Below are 16020 nucleotides of genomic sequence, written 5' to 3' on the forward strand. Positions count from 1 at the left end.
CGATGCGTTTTGCCCTGCCGTCCGCGTTCCTCGCCCCCCTGGCAGCCACCGCCTTCCTCGCAACCACGGCCCTCGCGCACGGCCCGACGCCGCAGAAGGTGGATCAGTCCATCGCCATCGCGGCAAAGCCCGATGCCGTCTGGGCCGTGGTCGGCGACTTCGCCGGCATCTCGAACTGGCATCCGGACGTGGCGAAAAGCGTCGGCACCGGCGGCAACGCCTCGGGCGGTCGTCGCACGCTGACCCTGAAGAACGGCGGCACCCTCGACGAAGGCTTGGACGAGTGGGACGCGGCCAAGCGCAGCTATTCCTACCGCCTCGGCGATGCCGACCTGAAGGCGCTGCCGGTCTCGTCCTACTCGGCCACGATCACCGTCACGCCGGAGGGCGAGGGCTCGAAGGTCGAGTGGCTCGGCCGCTTCTATCGCGGCGACACCGGCAACGAGCCACCGGAGGAGCTCAGCGACGCCGCCGGTAAGGATGCGATGAACCTCTATTTCAGCAACGGGCTCAAGGGTCTGAAGGCGCGCCTGGAGGGCAAGACGGCGCGATGACTCCTTTGCGCCCGATGCTCCTTGCCGGTCTCGTCCTGACGCTCTCCACCCCTCGGGTGGAGGCCGGGCCCGTCTATGTGGCGAGCCAGGGAGCCGGGACGCTGAGCCGTATCGAGGCCGGGGCCACCACGGTCGCGGCCACCATCGCGGTGGGGCAGGGGATCGCGCAGGTGGCGGCCGGGCCGAACGGCCGCCTCTACCTGAGTCAACCGGACCACGCGGGGATCGACGTGGTCGACGGGCGAACCCGTGTGGTCCTGCAACGCCTGCCGTTTCCGGGACAGGCCTTCGGCATCGCCGCCTCGGCGGACGGGCTGAGCCTCTTCGTCGGCGACTGGGCCGGGGGACGGGTGGTCCGCCTCTCCGCATCGACGGGCGCCGTCGAGGGCGACTGCCCCGTGGGCAAGGACCCGGCCGGCCTCGTCCTCGACCGCAAGGGACGGCTTTACGTCGCCGACCGCGAGAGCCGGCAGGTCAGTGTCATCGACGCCGCGCGCATGGAGCGGGTGGCGACGGTGCCGGTGGGCGAGGGGCCGTTCGCCCTCGGGCTGAGCCCCGCCGAAGACAGGCTCTACGTGGCCAATGTCCGCAGCGGCGACCTCAGCGTCGTCGACACGGGCAGCCTGACGGTGACGGCCACGGTGAGGATCGGCGGGATGCCCTACGGCGTCGCGACTAGCGAGGACGGCAGCCTCGTCCTCGTCACCAACCAGCAGGCCGGCACCGTCGCGGTGCTCGACTCGGGCAGCCTCGGCCTCAAGGCGACGATCCCGGTCGGGCGCTACCCCGAAGGGATCGCGGTCGATGGGGCCTTCGCCTATGTGGCGAACTGGTTCTCGGATTCGGTCTCGGTCATCGACCTGAAATCGCTGACGGAAACCGCCCGCATCCCCGTGGCGGAAGGGCCACGCAGCCTCGCCGTCGGCTCGAACTCGGAGGCGGTGCGATGAAACGGATCAGCCACGCGATCCTGTGCCTCCCCCTCGCCCTGGCGGCCTGCGACAAGGGCGACGAGGCCGGCAGCGAGGCCGCGAGCACCGGCGATCAGGCCCTCGTCGCCACGAAATCCGACGCCGACGTTCCGACCTGGCTCTCGCATACGGACCCGACCGAGCCGGCCCGGTGGCTCGCGAGCCGCGAGATCGGCAGGCCCGCCGCGGAGGTGGGTTCGCAGACCGAGCATCTCCGCCACAGCCTCGCCCGTGCCAAGGAGGTCTTCATTGAGGATCCGCGCATGATGGCCAACCGCATCGTCCAGCTCGGCGAGATGCTGGCCGAGGCGGGAAAGCCCGAACCCTATGCCGATCTTCTCGACGGGCTGGAGGAGGTCGCCGCCGCGACCCATCGCAAGCAGCTCTTCGGCGAGATGTGCCAGCACTACTACAACACCCGCCAGCAGGGAGCCGACCGGGCCACCGCCCTCACGAGGCTGAAGGAGCGCTATTCGCTCCAGGGCGAGGGACGCGTCTCGCCGTGACCGCCGTTCTCGTGGTGGACGATCATCCCGTGGTCCTGCGCGGCTTCCGGCGCCTCATGGAGGATGCCGGCGTCGAGACCATCCACGAAGCCACCGATATCATGTCCGCCTACCGGATCTTCCACCGCCTGCGCCCGCCGATGGTGGTGGCCGACCTCAGCCTGCAGGGGGAGGGGCTGTCCGGCCTGTCGCTGATCCGGCGGATCCACACCCTCGCGCGGGAGACGCGCATCCTCGCCTTCAGCATGCACAACGACCCGGTGATCGTTTCGCGCGCCCTGGAGAGCGGCGCCATCGGCTACGTCTTCAAGGATGTTCGGACAGCGGAATTCCTCAAGGCCTTCGAAGCGGTACGCGCCGGGCGAAGCTACCTCGATCACGACCTCGCGGTAGAGATCGCAGTGCTGCAGGCCGGAGCCCGCCGCTCGCCCCTGGCGGATCTGAGCAACCGAGAGCGTGAGATCCTTTCCCTCCTCAGCCGTGGGACCTCGTATCAGAGCATCGCCGACACATTGTCGATCAAGTACCGCACTGTCCTCAACACCTGTTCCGCCATGCGTCAGAAGCTCGGCGTCCGGACCTTGGCCGATCTCATTCGCTTTGCCGTGGACCAGGAAAAACGGGTGCGCTGAACCGCGTTCTCGACACCCGACGCATCGACCATCCTTCGCCGTTTGCGAAGGATCGGTCGGCGACATCCGAATTGCGAACCACTCCATTTCGAGATCAATGTCCGCGCGGTGAGACGGGAGACTCATTCTGCCCGGCTCCAGCGGAGCATTCCCCGCAGATGCAGGCGGCGTCCATCCTCGCAGATGAACAGACGGTTCTCGTGACCGGGATGCTGCTCGTCGTTTGCATGGGCCTGTGGGCGACCGGCATCGTTGCAGAGGTGGTCACGGCGATGCTGTTCTTTGCCGCCGCGATGCTTCTGAAGCTCGCGCCTGCATCGACTGTCTTTTCCGGCTTCTCCTCGTCGGCCTTCTGGCTCGTACTGAGCGGGATGGTGGTCGGCCTCGCGATCACCCGGACCGGCCTCGGCACCCGCCTGGCGCGCAGCCTCGCCGGCCGGCTATCGGGCTCCTACACGGGCTTCATCGGCGCCGTCGTCGCCCTGTCCTTTGCCCTTGCCTTCGTGATGCCCTCGAACCTCGGGCGCATTGCGCTGATGATCCCGGTGGTGTTGGCGCTCTGTGACGCGTTCGGCCTGGGGCCCGGTCGCCCCGGCCGGAGCGGGGCGGTTCTCGCGGTAGCCCTGGCGACGCCGCTGCTGTCCGCGGCGATCCTGCCCGCCAACGTCCCCAACCTCGTCATGGCGGGCACCGCAGAGACCCAATACGGCCTGCACCTCGCCTATCTGCCCTACTTTCTGCTCCACGCACCCGTCCTCGCCGGCGTGAAGGGCATGATCCTCGTGGCAGCCATCGTGCGCTTGTTCCCGGACCGGATGAGCGCCGCCGCCGTGGATACGGACGAGCCCGCGCCGGCATTCTCGCCGGAGGAGCGGCGACTCACGATCATTCTTGGTCTGACCTTGGCCTTTTGGGTGACGGACAGCCTCCACCATATCGCCCCGGCCTGGGTCGGGTTGACGGCGGCGGTGATCTGCCTTCTTCCCCGCATCGGCGTATTGCCTGCGGAAGCCTTCGGGGCGGTGAACCTGCGGACCTGCTTCTATGTGGCCGCGCTCCTGGGACTGGTGGCGGTGGTCAACGAGACGGGTCTGGGCTCTAGGCTGGGCCACGCTCTGCTCGCGGTCGCGCCCCTGGAACCCGGAGCGCCGGCCCAGAATTTCGGCGTGCTGACGGCCATCGCGTCTCTCTTCGCGATCGTCGTCACGGCCAACGGCGCACCGGCCCTCTACACGGCCTTGGCCGGCGAGATGTCGCGCGCCAGCGGACTGGACCTCGCCAACGTGGTGATGATCCAGGTCGTGGGATACTCGACCCTGTTCCTGCCCTACCAAGCCCCACCCATCGTGATGGCAATGGATCTGGGGCGGGTACCGCTCCGGTCGGCGACGATCCTGACCCTCGTGGTTGGCCTCGCCTCACTCTTCGTCATCGCTCCGCTGGACTACCTCTGGTGGAACATTCTGGGCCGTCTTCCATGAGCGCGAGCCGAATGACGATCGGTTGAGTGTGTCACACCGCAATGCACATCGATACGGCTTGCGCATTGGCGCGTGGGCCGTACCCCTTTAGAGACGGTCCAATCTGAGCAGCATCCCTGCTGGCATTGGCTCTACAGCGCCGAGGACTTTCGCAGAATGGCACCTACTGTCAGACCCACGGTCGCTCCGCCGCTCTCGCCTCATCTCCAGATCTACCGCTGGACCTGGACCATGGCGATGTCGGTGTTCCACCGCATCACCGGCACCGCCCTCTATGGCGGCACCGCCCTGGTGGCGATCTGGCTCGTGGCGCTCGCCTCCGGTCCGGCGGCCTATGGCTGGGTAGCGTGGTTTTTCGGCTCGATCATCGGGAAGCTAGTCCTATTCGTCTACACCTGGATCCTGATGCATCACATGCTGGGTGGCCTGCGCCATTTCATCTGGGATTTCGGCTACGGCTTCGACCGCGAGCAGCGCATGGGCCTCGCCCGCGCCACTCTGATCGGCTCCGTGATCCTGACCGTCCTGATCTGGGCGCTCGCCCTCATCTTACGCTGAGGAGCGATCGCCATGGCAGACAACCGTCAGAACACGAACGTGACCATGCGGACCCCACGCGCCCGGGTGAAAGGCCTCGGTGCCTCCGGCCACGGGGCCGGTCACTTCTGGCAGCAGCGCCTCACCGCCGCCGCCAACGCGCCACTGATGCTCGCCTTCATCGTCATCGTCGCGATGATGGCCAACCGCTCGTACCCGGAAGCGGTCGCGTTGATGTCGCACCCGCTCGTCGCGCTCGTCCTGATCCTCGCCGTGATCTCGGTCACGCTCCACATGAGGATCGGCATGCAGGTCATCATCGAGGATTACGTCCACGCCAAGGGGCTGAAGCTCGCCAGCCTGTTCGCCAACAATGCCTACGCGGTCGTCGTCGCCGTTGCCTGCCTCTACGCAATCCTGCGCGTGAGCCTCGGCAAGCTCGTCTGACCCGCCCCAGAACCCGAAGGATCTGCCCATGGCCACCAACGGAACCAACGGCAACGGCGCGCCGGCCTATTCCATCATCGACCATACGTTCGACGTTGTGATCGTCGGCGCCGGCGGCGCCGGTCTGCGCGCCACCGTGGGCTGCTCGCAGGCCGGCCTGCGTACGGCCTGCATCTCGAAGGTGTTCCCGACGCGCTCGCATACCGTGGCGGCGCAGGGCGGCATCTCGGCCTCCCTCGGCAATATGGGGCCCGACGATTGGCGCTGGCACATGTACGACACCGTGAAGGGGTCGGACTGGCTCGGCGACCAAGACGCGATCGAGTACCTCGTGCGCAATGCGCCCGCAGCGGTTTACGAGCTCGAACACTGGGGCGTGCCGTTCTCGCGCACCGAGGAAGGCAAGATCTATCAGCGCCCCTTCGGCGGCATGACCACCGATTACGGCAAGGGCACCGCCCAGCGCACCTGCGCGGCGGCTGACCGCACCGGCCACGCCATGCTCCACACGCTCTATGGCCAGGCGGTGAAGAACCATACCAACTTCTTCATAGAATACTTCGCCCTCGACCTCATCATGGATGAGGAGGGCCGCTGTCTGGGCGTCATCGCCATCGATCAGGCCTCGGGTGAGATCCACCGTTTCCGCGCCCAGATGACGATCCTGGCCACCGGCGGCTACGGCCGCTCTTACTTCTCGGCGACCTCTGCCCATACCTGCACGGGCGACGGTAACGCCATGGTGCTGCGCGCCGGCCTGCCGCTGCAGGACATGGAATTCGTGCAGTTCCATCCCACCGGCATCTACGGCGCCGGCTGCCTCATTACCGAAGGCGCACGCGGTGAGGGCGGATACCTGACGAATTCCGAGGGGGAGCGCTTCATGGAGCGCTATGCTCCCAGCGCCAAGGATCTGGCCTCGCGCGACGTGGTCTCGCGCTCGATGACCATGGAGATCCGCGCCGGCCGCGGCGTTGGCAAGACGAGCGACCACATCTACCTGCACCTCGACCACCTCGATCCGGCGATTCTGCATCAGCGCCTGCCGGGCATCTCGGAATCGGCGAAGATCTTCGCGGGCGTCGACGTCACCAAGGAGCCGATCCCGGTCCTGCCGACAGTCCATTACAACATGGGCGGCATCCCCACGAACTATCATGGTGAGGTGCTGACCCTAAAGAACGGCAATCCCGATACGGTGGTGCCGGGTCTGATGGCTTTGGGCGAAGCGGCTTGCGTCTCCGTGCACGGCGCCAACCGCCTCGGCTCGAACTCGCTCATCGACCTCGTGGTGTTCGGCCGGGCCGCCGGCCTGCGCTGTGCCGAGATCGTCGAGCCCGGCGCCCGCCAGATGGACCTGCCGAAGGATTCCGCCGACAAGGCGCTCGCCCGCCTCGACCGCTTCCGTTACGCGAATGGCGGCACGCCGACGGCGGAACTGCGCGCCGAGATGCAGAAGACCATGCAGAACAACTGCGCGGTCTTCCGCACCGGCGAAGTGCTGGAAGAAGGCAAGGCTCTGATTCACAAGGTCTGGCAGGGAGAAGCCGATATCAAGATCACCGACCGCTCGCTGATCTGGAACACCGATCTGCTCGAGACCCTGGAATTCGACAACCTGATCGGTCAGGCCGTCGTCACCATGGAATCGGCGGCCAACCGCAAGGAAAGCCGCGGGGCGCATGCCCGCGAGGACTTCCCCGATCGCGACGACACGGAGTGGATGAAGCACACCCTTTCGTGGCTCGACGACAAGTCCCAGCAGGTGAATATCGATTACCGCCCCGTTCATACGTATACAATGTCAAACGAAATTCAGTACATCGAACCAAAGGCTCGTGTTTACTAGGGAAAAGACTGAAATTCCTCCCGACGATGGTACTCACGAGACGGATTTAGGCACCCCGAACCATGGCCCAATTCAACCTTCCCAAAAACTCCCAGATCACCGAAGGCAAGACTTGGCCACGGCCGACGGGGGGCAACAATCTCCAGGAATTCCGGATCTACCGCTGGAACCCGGATGACGGCGCAAATCCGCGGGTCGACGTCTATCAGGTCGACCGGGACGATTGCGGGCCGATGGTCCTCGACGCTCTCCTATGGATCAAGGCCAAGGTCGATTCGACCCTGGTGTTCCGCCGCTCCTGCCGCGAGGGAATCTGCGGCTCTTGCGCCATGAACATCGAGGGCCAGAATGCGCTCGCCTGCACCATGGGTATCGACGAATGCCAGGAGCATGCGAAGGGCAAGAAGACCGGCGCGGTGCGGATCTACCCGCTGCCGCACATGCCGGTCCTCAAGGATCTCGTCCCCGACCTCACAAACTTCTTCGCCCAGCACGCCTCGGTCGAACCGTGGCTCCAGACCGAGACGCCTGCGCCCGAAGGCGAATGGAAGCAGACCCCGGAGGATCGGGCCCAGCTCGACGGCCTCTACGAGTGCATTCTGTGCGCCTGCTGCACGACGTCCTGCCCGAGCTACTGGTGGAACGGCGACCGCTTCCTCGGCCCCGCGGCCCTGTTGCAGGCCTACCGCTGGCTCATCGACAGCCGTGACGAGAATACCGGCGAACGCCTCGATGCCCTTCACGATCCGTTCCGGCTCTACCGCTGCCACACGATCATGAACTGCGCCAATGCCTGCCCCAAAAGCCTGAACCCGGCAAAGGCCATCGCCGAGATCAAGAAGATGATGGTGTCGCGCGAAGTCTGATGCGCGACCTCATGACAGCGCATTGATGCCAAAGCCGAGATGCCCCGCATCTCGGCTTTGGCATTTTTCGTCCCTATGGCCGATTACTTTGTGATCTTCACCGAGACCGGGTCGCTGGACGGAAAGGTCTCTTCCAGCGCCTCGTCCAGTCGCTGGCTCATTTCGTCCTGATGATTTTCGGGATTCGTCTTGTCATTGCTGGGCGCCGGATCCACACGACGGTTCTCGTCGGTGTCCGACGTGGATGTTGGCTTGGGGTCTGACATGGGTGCCTCCTCTGGCTCGCCTGACCGCCGCCAGGGGCGGCGGAATCACCTTGACCAACGCGAGGAGACGATGCCCGATCCCTTCCGTCGCCGCCGTCATGGCGGCTTGCCGCTCCGTCGGTGGCGTTTACCGGACGTGAGGCGATAGCCCCTAGCGTCGCTTTCGCGGCATGGGCATGACGGGCCCCGAGGCCGGCCGAGGTTCCGGGCAGGCCATGCATATCGTGATCCTCGCAGAGTTCGCCGTGGCGAGCGGCGGTGCCGAGAAGGTCGCGGTGGAATCCGCGCATGGCCTCGCCAGAGCGGGAATGGACGTCACCTTCATCCAAGCGGTCGAGGGACCGGCGGATCCGCTCCTCGATCATCCGAAAATTCGGCGGGTCTGCCTCGGTAACACCGACATCTGGAACCGCCCGGTCCTGGAGGCGGCACTGTCCGGCATCTGGAGCCGGAATTCCGCCGCTCGTCTGCGCGCTGTGCTCAGCGCCCTCCCGCAACCGGCGGATATCGTCCACCTGCATCAATGGACCCGTAGCCTGTCTCCAAGCGTGTTCCCCGTCCTGCTCGACAGCGGCATCCCGCTGGTGGTGACCCTGCACGATTACTTCCTGGCCTGCCCCAACGGCGTTTATTACCGCTTCGATCAGGATCGCCCTTGCACGCTGACGCCGCTCTCCGCCTCCTGCGTCGCGGCTCCTTGCGATCCGAAAAGCCGTTTCCACAAAGCGGTCCGGGTCGGGCGGAGCATTGCCCAGAACCGCGCCGTGCATGACCACCATCTCCACGTGATTCATGTCTGCGATGCCAGTATCCGCCGCATGGGTGGGCTTCTCGGCTCCCTGGCCGTCACCCATCATCGTATCGACAATCCCGTGCGCGTGGAGACGGGAGTGCGGGCCGATCCGGCGGCAGGGAAAGCCATCGCCTATGTGGGCCGCTTGACCCGCGAAAAAGGCGCAGATCTCGTCGCCGAGGCGGCGCGGGATGCCGGTATGCCGGCGCTCTTCATCGGCACCGGCCCGCTGGAGGCGGAATTGCGGGCGCAGCCACATGTGGAAATGCTCGGATGGCGATCACCGAACGAGGTATCGGCCATCCTCGTTCGGCGGGCGAGGGCACTGGCCGCGCCGTCTCGGTGGTTCGAGACCGGCCCTCTGACTGTCTACGAGGCCCTGGCTGTCGGGCTGCCGGTAGTCGCGTCGGATAGGTCCGGGGCCGCGGAGAAAGTGATCGACGGCGTCACCGGCTATGTGGTCGCGCCGGAGCGGGCAGCCCTCGCGACCGCGTTCCGGAATCTCGACGTGATCGAGGCGCAAACGCTCGGGCGCGCCGCTCACGCCCATTACTGGGACACTCCCATGTCCATCGACGCCCATGCGGATGCGCTCGGCGAACTTTATCGAAGGATCGCGCGAAACGTATCGCCCATACCGACCGACGTTCTCCGAAAACCAGGATAGCTGCCGTCGCCCAAGCCCCGCGCGGTGGTGCTTTGCGGCCGGACTCCGTCGCGCGGAATCATCCTGCTTGCCCGCATTCACAACACAGCCGCCGGCGTGTCATTACTACGCGCCTTTCGTTTGACGGCCCTCGCTGTGCTTGCCGAGACTGCACGTTCAAATCCTATCGTCTTCTCGTTTGATTGCGAACGAGAGCCCGGATTGCGCAGCTACAGACGGGCACTTGCTCGAAACCCGTCTTGACTCTTATATTGCGCCGCAACATATCGATGGTGCGGCGCGCCATTCCGTGTCGCTCCCGTTGATTCAGTGAGGAACGACATGAACGCGCCGACCTATGAGATCCCGGCCGAATTGCGCGACTTCGCGGAAAAGAGCGTCGATCAGGCCCGCACCGCTGTGACCAACCTGCTCGGCACGGTGGTGAAATCCGCCGAACAGTTCCAGACCTCGTCGACGACGGCGCATGGGGCGATCCAATCCGTGATCGCCAAGGGCCTCGACCAGGTTCAGACCAATGCGAGCACGACCTTCGACTTCGCCCAGAAGCTGGTGCGCACCCGCGATCTGAAAGAGGCATTCGAGTTGCAGAGCGAGTTCCTGCGCAGCCAGATTTCGACGCTTCAATCTCAGGTCAAGGATCTCGGCGCTCTGGCTCAGTCCGCCGCCAAAAGCGGCTGATCCTAGCCCCTCCGCGCGGACTGGCCCGGTGCCGGTTCGCGCAAATGGCATGGACGCGGTAACGTGCCTGGAACACGGGCGCACGCCGAGGCCGGGCCATGCGCGGTCGATTGTGCACGAAGGGGACGCGAATCATGGCCACACGCCGACAAGCACGCTCGATCGGTCGCGGGGGAAGCAAAGCCGGACAATCGGCGCGACTTTCAAACGCTGAGACGGCTACCACGACCGCCGACGACTCGGTGCCGGTTTCGCAGACCCTGGCTGTGGACGATGGGACGGTCTCAGTATCCACGCTCGACGTCGCTGCCACCGAGCCTGAGGCCTTGCCCGTGAGCGAGACCTTGCGGGCGCCTGAGACCTTGATGGAGACCGTGTCACCGGATGCGCTGTTGACCGGACAGGGTGTGGCGGACGTCATTCACGCCGCTCCGGAAACCGCCCCCGCGGGCTACGCCCCGTCTCAGGACAGTCCACCTGCCACCGATGTGGTGACCGCAGCCACTGAGCAGGAGGCGACGAGCCACACTCCTACCGGCAACAGCCCGCAAGGCGAGAGCGAGGCGGCCGAGGATTCCCTTCTGCCCGCCGAGATCGAAAGCGCCATCGCCTCGGCCCAGGACCTCGCCTCGCCGCCGACGAACACCGTCGCCGTCACCGCCTCGGCGTTTACCGAGATCACGGCCGCCAACGACACGCTGACGACCTATGTCCGCAACGAGAGCATCGCCACGTTCGCGCATTGGCGAGCCCTGTCGACGGCGAAGAATCCGGCCGATGCCCTGCGCCTTCAAGTTACGGAGATGCAGCGGGCAGCCGATGCCTCGTTGAGCTGCATCGCGAGTCTCGCACGCCGGGCAGGGCGCATCGCCGCAACGCTCCGCCGTCCGTGACACCCCTCGCGCTGACGCCCCGGCGCGTCTAGATATCCCGGATTCTGCAGCGGCTCCGCCGCCTGCCATCCGGGAGATCGCGATGTTTCATCGGCCGCTGCTCGCCTGCCTCGTCACCGCGACCATCGCCGTCTCGCCTACTGCCCAGGCGCAGATGATGAAGACACCGGAGGCGCATGCACCGGCCAAGGCCGTGCCGAGTTCGAAGGGCGAGGTCGATCTCTCCTTCGCGCCGGTGGTGAAGCGGGCGGCACCCTCGGTGGTGAACGTCTACGCCTCGCATGTGGAGCAGCGCGGCACATCCCGCAGCGCCATGGACGAATTCATGCGCCGGTTCTTCGGTGAGCAGGGCTCGGGCCGCGGCCAGGGCATGCCGGGCGAGCGGGCGCAGAAGTCGCTCGGCTCCGGCGTCATCGTCGATGAGTCCGGCCTCGTCATCACCAACAACCACGTCATCGACAACATGAACGAAGTTCGTATCTCGCTCTCAGATCGGCGGGAGTTCGAAGCGAGCATCGTCCTGCGCGATCCGCGCACCGATCTCGCCGTGATCAAGATCAAGAGCCCCGTCGGCGGGCTCGTACCGATGCCCATGGGCGATTCGGAAGCTCTCGAGGTCGGCGACTTCGTCATGGCCATCGGCAACCCGTTCGGGGTCGGCCAGACGGTGACGCAGGGCATCGTCTCGGCCCTGGCGCGCACCCAGGTCGGTTCATCCGACTATCAGTTCTTCATCCAGACCGATGCCGCGATCAATCCGGGAAATTCCGGCGGTGCACTCGTCGATCTCAAGGGTCGGCTCGTCGGCATCAACACGGCGATCTATTCGCAATCGGGGGGGAGTCACGGCATCGGCTTCGCCATTCCCACCAGCATGGTCCGCGCCGTGGTCGAGACGGCCAAGGGTGGCGCCACCACCGTGCGTCGCCCCTGGCTTGGGGCACGGGTGCAGAACGTCACGCCCGACATCGCCGAGAGCATGGGCCTCGACCATCCGACCGGGGTCCTGGTTGCGAGCCTGCAGCCGAAGAGCCCGGCCGAAGAGGCCGGCCTGAAACGCGGCGACCTGATCCTCACGGTGGACGACAAGGTCGTCGACGATCCGGAAGCCTTCGGCTACCGCTTCGCCCTCAAAGGCATCAGCGGCACCGCGAAGTTCGGCATCCTACGCGGCACCACCCGCTCCACCGTCTCGGTCAAGCTTGCCTCCGCCCCCGAGACGCGGCCACGCGACGCGGTGAAGGTGCGCACGCGCTCGCCCTTCTTCGGGGCCACCCTGGTCAATACCTCGCCGGCCGTGGCCGAGGAGTTGCAGAAGGACTTCGCCAGCGAAGGCGTCGCGGTCTCGTCCATCGACGAAGGGTCCATGGCGGCCCGCGCCGGCCTCCAGATCGGCGACGTGATCGTCGCCATCAATGGCGTCCCGGTGACCACCACCAAGGACCTCGAGCGCCTGACCCGGTCAAGCTCGGGCATGTGGGAGATCGCGATCAATCGGGGCGGCGCCGTGCTGACGTCGGTGTTCGGAGGGTAGGGTCCGACGTGGGTTCACGCGGCCGGCATCCGGGGCCACCCGTCCGGATACGCTCGCGGAGAGCCAGGCGGCTCAGGTCCCGGCCTGGCTCATGCCGAACTCATGGCGGACGGAGACGACAATAATGCCGTCGCATGGCCGCGCCTGACCATCGACCAAACCCTGTTCATCCTGTTCTCATGGTGAGCCAAAAGGCTGCCCAGATGCATCATCCACGGGGCGGGCGGGTCACTCCTCGACCACGGTAAGGAGCACCCGCTGCACCGGGGTAGACCCGCCGAAACGCGGGGACGGAGCCATTTGCGGATTGCGGGATGACGCAGGCCACGTCTTCTATGCGTCGATGTCCGATCTCTTCGCTTCCGCCGGCCTACAGAACGATGCGCCGCGCCCGCTGGCCGACCGACTGCGCCCTCGCTCCCTCGCCGAGGTGGTGGGACAGGAGCACCTGACCGGGCCGGACGGCTCCCTGACCCGGCTCCTCAGCGGAAAATCCTTCGGCTCGCTCGTGTTCTGGGGGCCGCCGGGCACCGGCAAGACCACGGTGGCGCGTCTCCTGGCCCACGAGACCGATCTCAAGTTCGAGCAGATCTCGGCGATCTTCTCCGGTATCGCCGACTTGAAGAAGGTCTTCGAAGCGGCGCGCCAGCGCAGGACGATGGGGCAGGGGACGCTGCTCTTCGTGGATGAGATCCACCGCTTCAACCGGGCGCAGCTCGACGCTTTCCTTCCCGTCATGGAAGATGGAACCGTGACGCTCGTCGGCGCCACTACCGAAAACCCGTCCTTCGAGCTCAACGCCGCGCTGCTCTCGCGCGCCCGCGTCCTGCTGTTCCGCTCCCTCGACGATGCGGCCATCGCCAAGCTCCTGGTTCGCGCCGAGGCGTTGACCGAACGGCCGCTGCCTCTCGACGAAGAAGCGCGCGGCGTCCTCGTCCGCATGGCAGATGGCGATGGGCGCGCCTGCCTGACCCTGGCGGAAGAGGTCTGGCGCTCGGCCAAGCGCGACGAAATCTTCGATGCCGCGACCCTGCAGGACATCGTCCAGCGCCGGGCGCCGATCTACGACAAGAGCCAGGAAGGCCACTACAACCTCATCAGTGCCCTGCATAAGACGGTGCGCGGTTCCGACCCCGATGCGGCGCTCTACTATCTCTGCCGCATGCTCGACGGCGGGGAGGACAGGCTGTTCATCGCAAGGCGTCTCGTGCGCATGGCGGTGGAGGATATCGGGCTCGCCGATCCGCAGGCCCTGGTCGTTGCCACCGCCGCCAAGGATGCGTTCGACTTCCTCGGCTCGCCGGAGGGTGAGCTCGCACTGGCACAGGTCACCGTCTATCTCGCCTGCGCGCCGAAATCGAACGCGGTCTACAATGCCTATAAGGCCGCGACGCGGGTGGCCAAGGAGCACGGCTCGCTGCCGCCGCCCCGGACCATCCTCAACGGCTCGACCAAGCTCATGCGCAAGATCGGCTACGGCGAGGGCTACCGCTACGATCACGACGAGCCGGATGCGTTCTCGGGCCAGGATTACTGGCCCGAAGCGCTCGGCCGGCAGCGTTTCTACGAGCCCACCGACCGGGGCATGGAAACCCGCTACGGCGACCGCCTCGACCATTGGGAAGCCTTGAGGAAGCAACGCCGTGACGAGGAGCGCTGATCTCTTCGTCAGCTCCTAAATCCCGTGATAGGGCGGCGCTCAGTCATGCAGAAGGCCACCCACGACCATGCGCGCCTATCGTAGCCTCGCCACCCGCTTTGCCCGCATCGGCGCCGTCGAGGACGCCGCAGGCATCCTCGGTTGGGACGCCCAGACGCTGATGCCCAATGGCGCGGCGGAAGGCCGGGCCGAGCAGCTCGCCCAATTGCGGGTCATTGCCCACGAGATCCTCACCGCCACCGAGACCGGTGACCTGATCGCACAGGCCTCGGACGACGAGGCCGGCCTCGGTGCCTGGGAGCGGGCCAACCTGCGTGAGATGCGCCGCGCCTACCTTCATGCCTCGGCCGTGCCGGGCGATCTCGTCGCCGCGAGTTCCAAGGCCTCGTCCCGCTCCGAGATGGTCTGGCGGGAAGCGCGGGCGACATCCGACTTCGCGATGCTGGCGCCTCATCTCGCCGAGACCCTGCGCCTGCAACGGCAGGTCGGGGAGGCGAAGGGCGCCGCTCTGGGCCTCGCGCCCTACGACGCGCTCCTCGACGGCTACGATCCCGGCATGCGCCGGGCGGTGATCGACCCGCTCTTCTCGGAGCTTCGCGCGACACTGCCGGGCCTGATCGGGACGATCCGCGACCGACAGGCGATGATGCCGGCGCCGATGCCATTGCCGGGACCGTTCCCGGTGGAGGCGCAGAAGGCCCTGGGTTTGACGCTGATGCGCGCTGCCGGGTTCGATTTCGAGCGCGGACGGCTCGATATTAGCCTGCACCCGTTCTGCGGCGGGGCCACCGACGACGTGCGCATCACCACGCGTTACGACGAGGCCGACGCCACCCGCGCTCTCATGGGCGTGCTGCATGAGACGGGTCACGCCCTCTACGAGCAGGGCCGGCCGCCTACGTGGCTGCACCAGCCCGTGGGGAATGCCCGAGGGATGAGCCTGCACGAGAGCCAGTCGCTTCTGATCGAGATGCAAGCCTGCCGCTCCGCCGAGTTCTGTGCCTATCTTGCGCCTCGTCTGCGCGATGTTTTCGCAGGCGAGGGGAGCGCCTGGGACGCGGAGAACCTGCACTGCCTCTACACGCGGGTGGAGCCGGGCCTGATTCGGGTCGATGCCGACGAGGTGACGTATCCGGCGCACATCCTCCTGCGCTACGACCTCGAAACGGCGATGATCTCCGGCGACCTCGCCATCACCGATCTGCCGGGCGCGTTCGACGAAGGCATGCGCGATTTGCTCGGTATCGTCGTGCCGAGCGACCGGCTCGGCTGCCTTCAGGATATCCACTGGCCCGGCGGCAGCTTCGGCTATTTCCCGACCTACACCCTCGGCGCTATGGCGGCGGCGCAGCTGTTCCGCGCCGCCCGCGAAAGTCTGCCCGGCATCCCCGCCGATCTGGCGCAAGGCGATTTCACCGCCTTGCGCGGGTGGCTGCGCGAGAACGTCCACCAGCGCGGCAGTTTCCTGGAGACGGACGAACTCTTCGTGGCCACCACCGGCAAGCCCCTGGGTGCCGAGGATTACATGCGCCACCTGCGCCACCGCTATCTCGGGGAAGGCTGAACGCTCGCATCGGCTGGTTGCGAATCGGTTGCGGCGTGGCGATCCTTCGCGGGGTCGGACGTCCCTCGGGGTTTGCCGCTGCAGCCAGGGCGCTATGCTCATGGCCGATTCAACCATCC

At 66.3% G+C, this 16020-nt stretch carries 16 protein-coding genes; 15 read left to right on the top strand and 1 reads right to left on the bottom strand.

All coding sequences use genetic code 11. The annotated features are described in order from the left end of the window. Window positions 1-2 precede the first annotated feature (2 nt). The 9 genes from ASF08_RS13975 to ASF08_RS14015 all read left to right on the top strand — a co-directional run bounded on the left by ASF08_RS13975 (window position 3) and on the right by ASF08_RS14015 (window position 7843). Complete coding sequence (locus ASF08_RS13975) at window positions 3-554, top strand: SRPBCC family protein (protein WP_056146265.1); 552 nt, start codon at window positions 3-5, stop codon at window positions 552-554. Then, window positions 551-1504, top strand: coding sequence for a YncE family protein (locus tag ASF08_RS13980; protein WP_056146268.1), 954 nt, complete (start codon window positions 551-553; stop codon window positions 1502-1504). Before ASF08_RS13975 ends, ASF08_RS13980 begins: the two co-directional genes overlap by 4 nt. Beyond that, a complete protein-coding gene (locus ASF08_RS13985; protein WP_018044523.1) occupies window positions 1501-2031 on the top strand; it encodes a hypothetical protein in 531 nt (176 codons plus the stop codon). The genes ASF08_RS13980 and ASF08_RS13985 overlap by 4 nt, the downstream gene beginning before the upstream one ends. Further along, window positions 2028-2663 carry a response regulator transcription factor gene (locus ASF08_RS13990; RefSeq protein WP_056146272.1) on the top strand — a complete coding sequence of 212 codons (636 nt, stop codon included), beginning with the start codon at window positions 2028-2030 and terminating at the stop codon, window positions 2661-2663. Before ASF08_RS13985 ends, ASF08_RS13990 begins: the two co-directional genes overlap by 4 nt. 158 nt (window positions 2664-2821) lie before the next feature. Further along, on the top strand, window positions 2822-4144 hold the full coding sequence (locus ASF08_RS13995) for an SLC13 family permease (protein ID WP_056146275.1): 1323 nt from the start codon (window positions 2822-2824) through the stop codon (window positions 4142-4144). Between the two features lie 156 nt (window positions 4145-4300). Then, the gene (gene sdhC, locus ASF08_RS14000) at window positions 4301-4702 is read left to right on the top strand and encodes a succinate dehydrogenase, cytochrome b556 subunit (protein WP_056146279.1); all 402 of its coding nucleotides are present in this window, start codon (window positions 4301-4303) and stop codon (window positions 4700-4702) included. Window positions 4703-4714: 12 nt separating this feature from the next. Beyond that, window positions 4715-5128, top strand: coding sequence for a succinate dehydrogenase, hydrophobic membrane anchor protein (sdhD, locus tag ASF08_RS14005; RefSeq protein WP_056146284.1), 414 nt, complete (start codon window positions 4715-4717; stop codon window positions 5126-5128). 28 nt (window positions 5129-5156) lie between these two features. Beyond that, entirely contained in the window at window positions 5157-6977 is a 1821-nt protein-coding gene (gene sdhA / locus ASF08_RS14010; protein WP_056146288.1) for a succinate dehydrogenase flavoprotein subunit, read from the top strand. A gap of 62 nt (window positions 6978-7039) precedes the next feature. Beyond that, a complete protein-coding gene (locus ASF08_RS14015) occupies window positions 7040-7843 on the top strand; it encodes a succinate dehydrogenase iron-sulfur subunit (RefSeq protein WP_018044517.1) in 804 nt (267 codons plus the stop codon). An 83-nt stretch (window positions 7844-7926) separates the two neighbouring features. Here the strand turns inward: ASF08_RS14015 and ASF08_RS24870 are convergent, their stop codons facing one another. Beyond that, on the bottom strand, window positions 7927-8109 hold the full coding sequence (locus ASF08_RS24870) for a hypothetical protein (protein WP_056146291.1): 183 nt from the start codon (window positions 8107-8109) through the stop codon (window positions 7927-7929). A gap of 215 nt (window positions 8110-8324) precedes the next feature. On the opposite strand from ASF08_RS24870, the gene ASF08_RS14025 reads away from it, so the two are divergent. The 6 genes from ASF08_RS14025 to ASF08_RS14050 all read left to right on the top strand — a co-directional run bounded on the left by ASF08_RS14025 (window position 8325) and on the right by ASF08_RS14050 (window position 15901). Continuing rightward, window positions 8325-9569: a glycosyltransferase gene (locus ASF08_RS14025; RefSeq protein ID WP_244474531.1), complete on the top strand. Its 1245-nt coding sequence runs from the start codon at window positions 8325-8327 to the stop codon at window positions 9567-9569. A 321-nt stretch (window positions 9570-9890) separates the two neighbouring features. Then, complete coding sequence (locus tag ASF08_RS14030) at window positions 9891-10250, top strand: phasin (protein WP_056146297.1); 360 nt, start codon at window positions 9891-9893, stop codon at window positions 10248-10250. A 242-nt stretch (window positions 10251-10492) separates the two neighbouring features. Next, window positions 10493-11143, top strand: a complete 651-nt coding sequence (locus ASF08_RS14035; RefSeq protein ID WP_147832736.1) for a hypothetical protein — start codon at window positions 10493-10495, stop codon at window positions 11141-11143. An 82-nt stretch (window positions 11144-11225) separates the two neighbouring features. Then, on the top strand, window positions 11226-12677 hold the full coding sequence (locus ASF08_RS14040) for a DegQ family serine endoprotease (protein WP_056146305.1): 1452 nt from the start codon (window positions 11226-11228) through the stop codon (window positions 12675-12677). A gap of 343 nt (window positions 12678-13020) precedes the next feature. Further along, window positions 13021-14337, top strand: coding sequence for a replication-associated recombination protein A (locus tag ASF08_RS14045; protein ID WP_056146593.1), 1317 nt, complete (start codon window positions 13021-13023; stop codon window positions 14335-14337). 67 nt (window positions 14338-14404) lie between these two features. Beyond that, window positions 14405-15901 (top strand): carboxypeptidase M32, encoded by a 1497-nt coding sequence (locus ASF08_RS14050; protein ID WP_056146307.1) that lies wholly within the window; start codon window positions 14405-14407, stop codon window positions 15899-15901. Window positions 15902-16020: the final 119 nt, after the last annotated feature.

It is taken from the genome of Methylobacterium sp. Leaf85 (assembly GCF_001422125.1).
Classification (GTDB): domain Bacteria; phylum Pseudomonadota; class Alphaproteobacteria; order Rhizobiales; family Beijerinckiaceae; genus Methylobacterium; species Methylobacterium bullatum.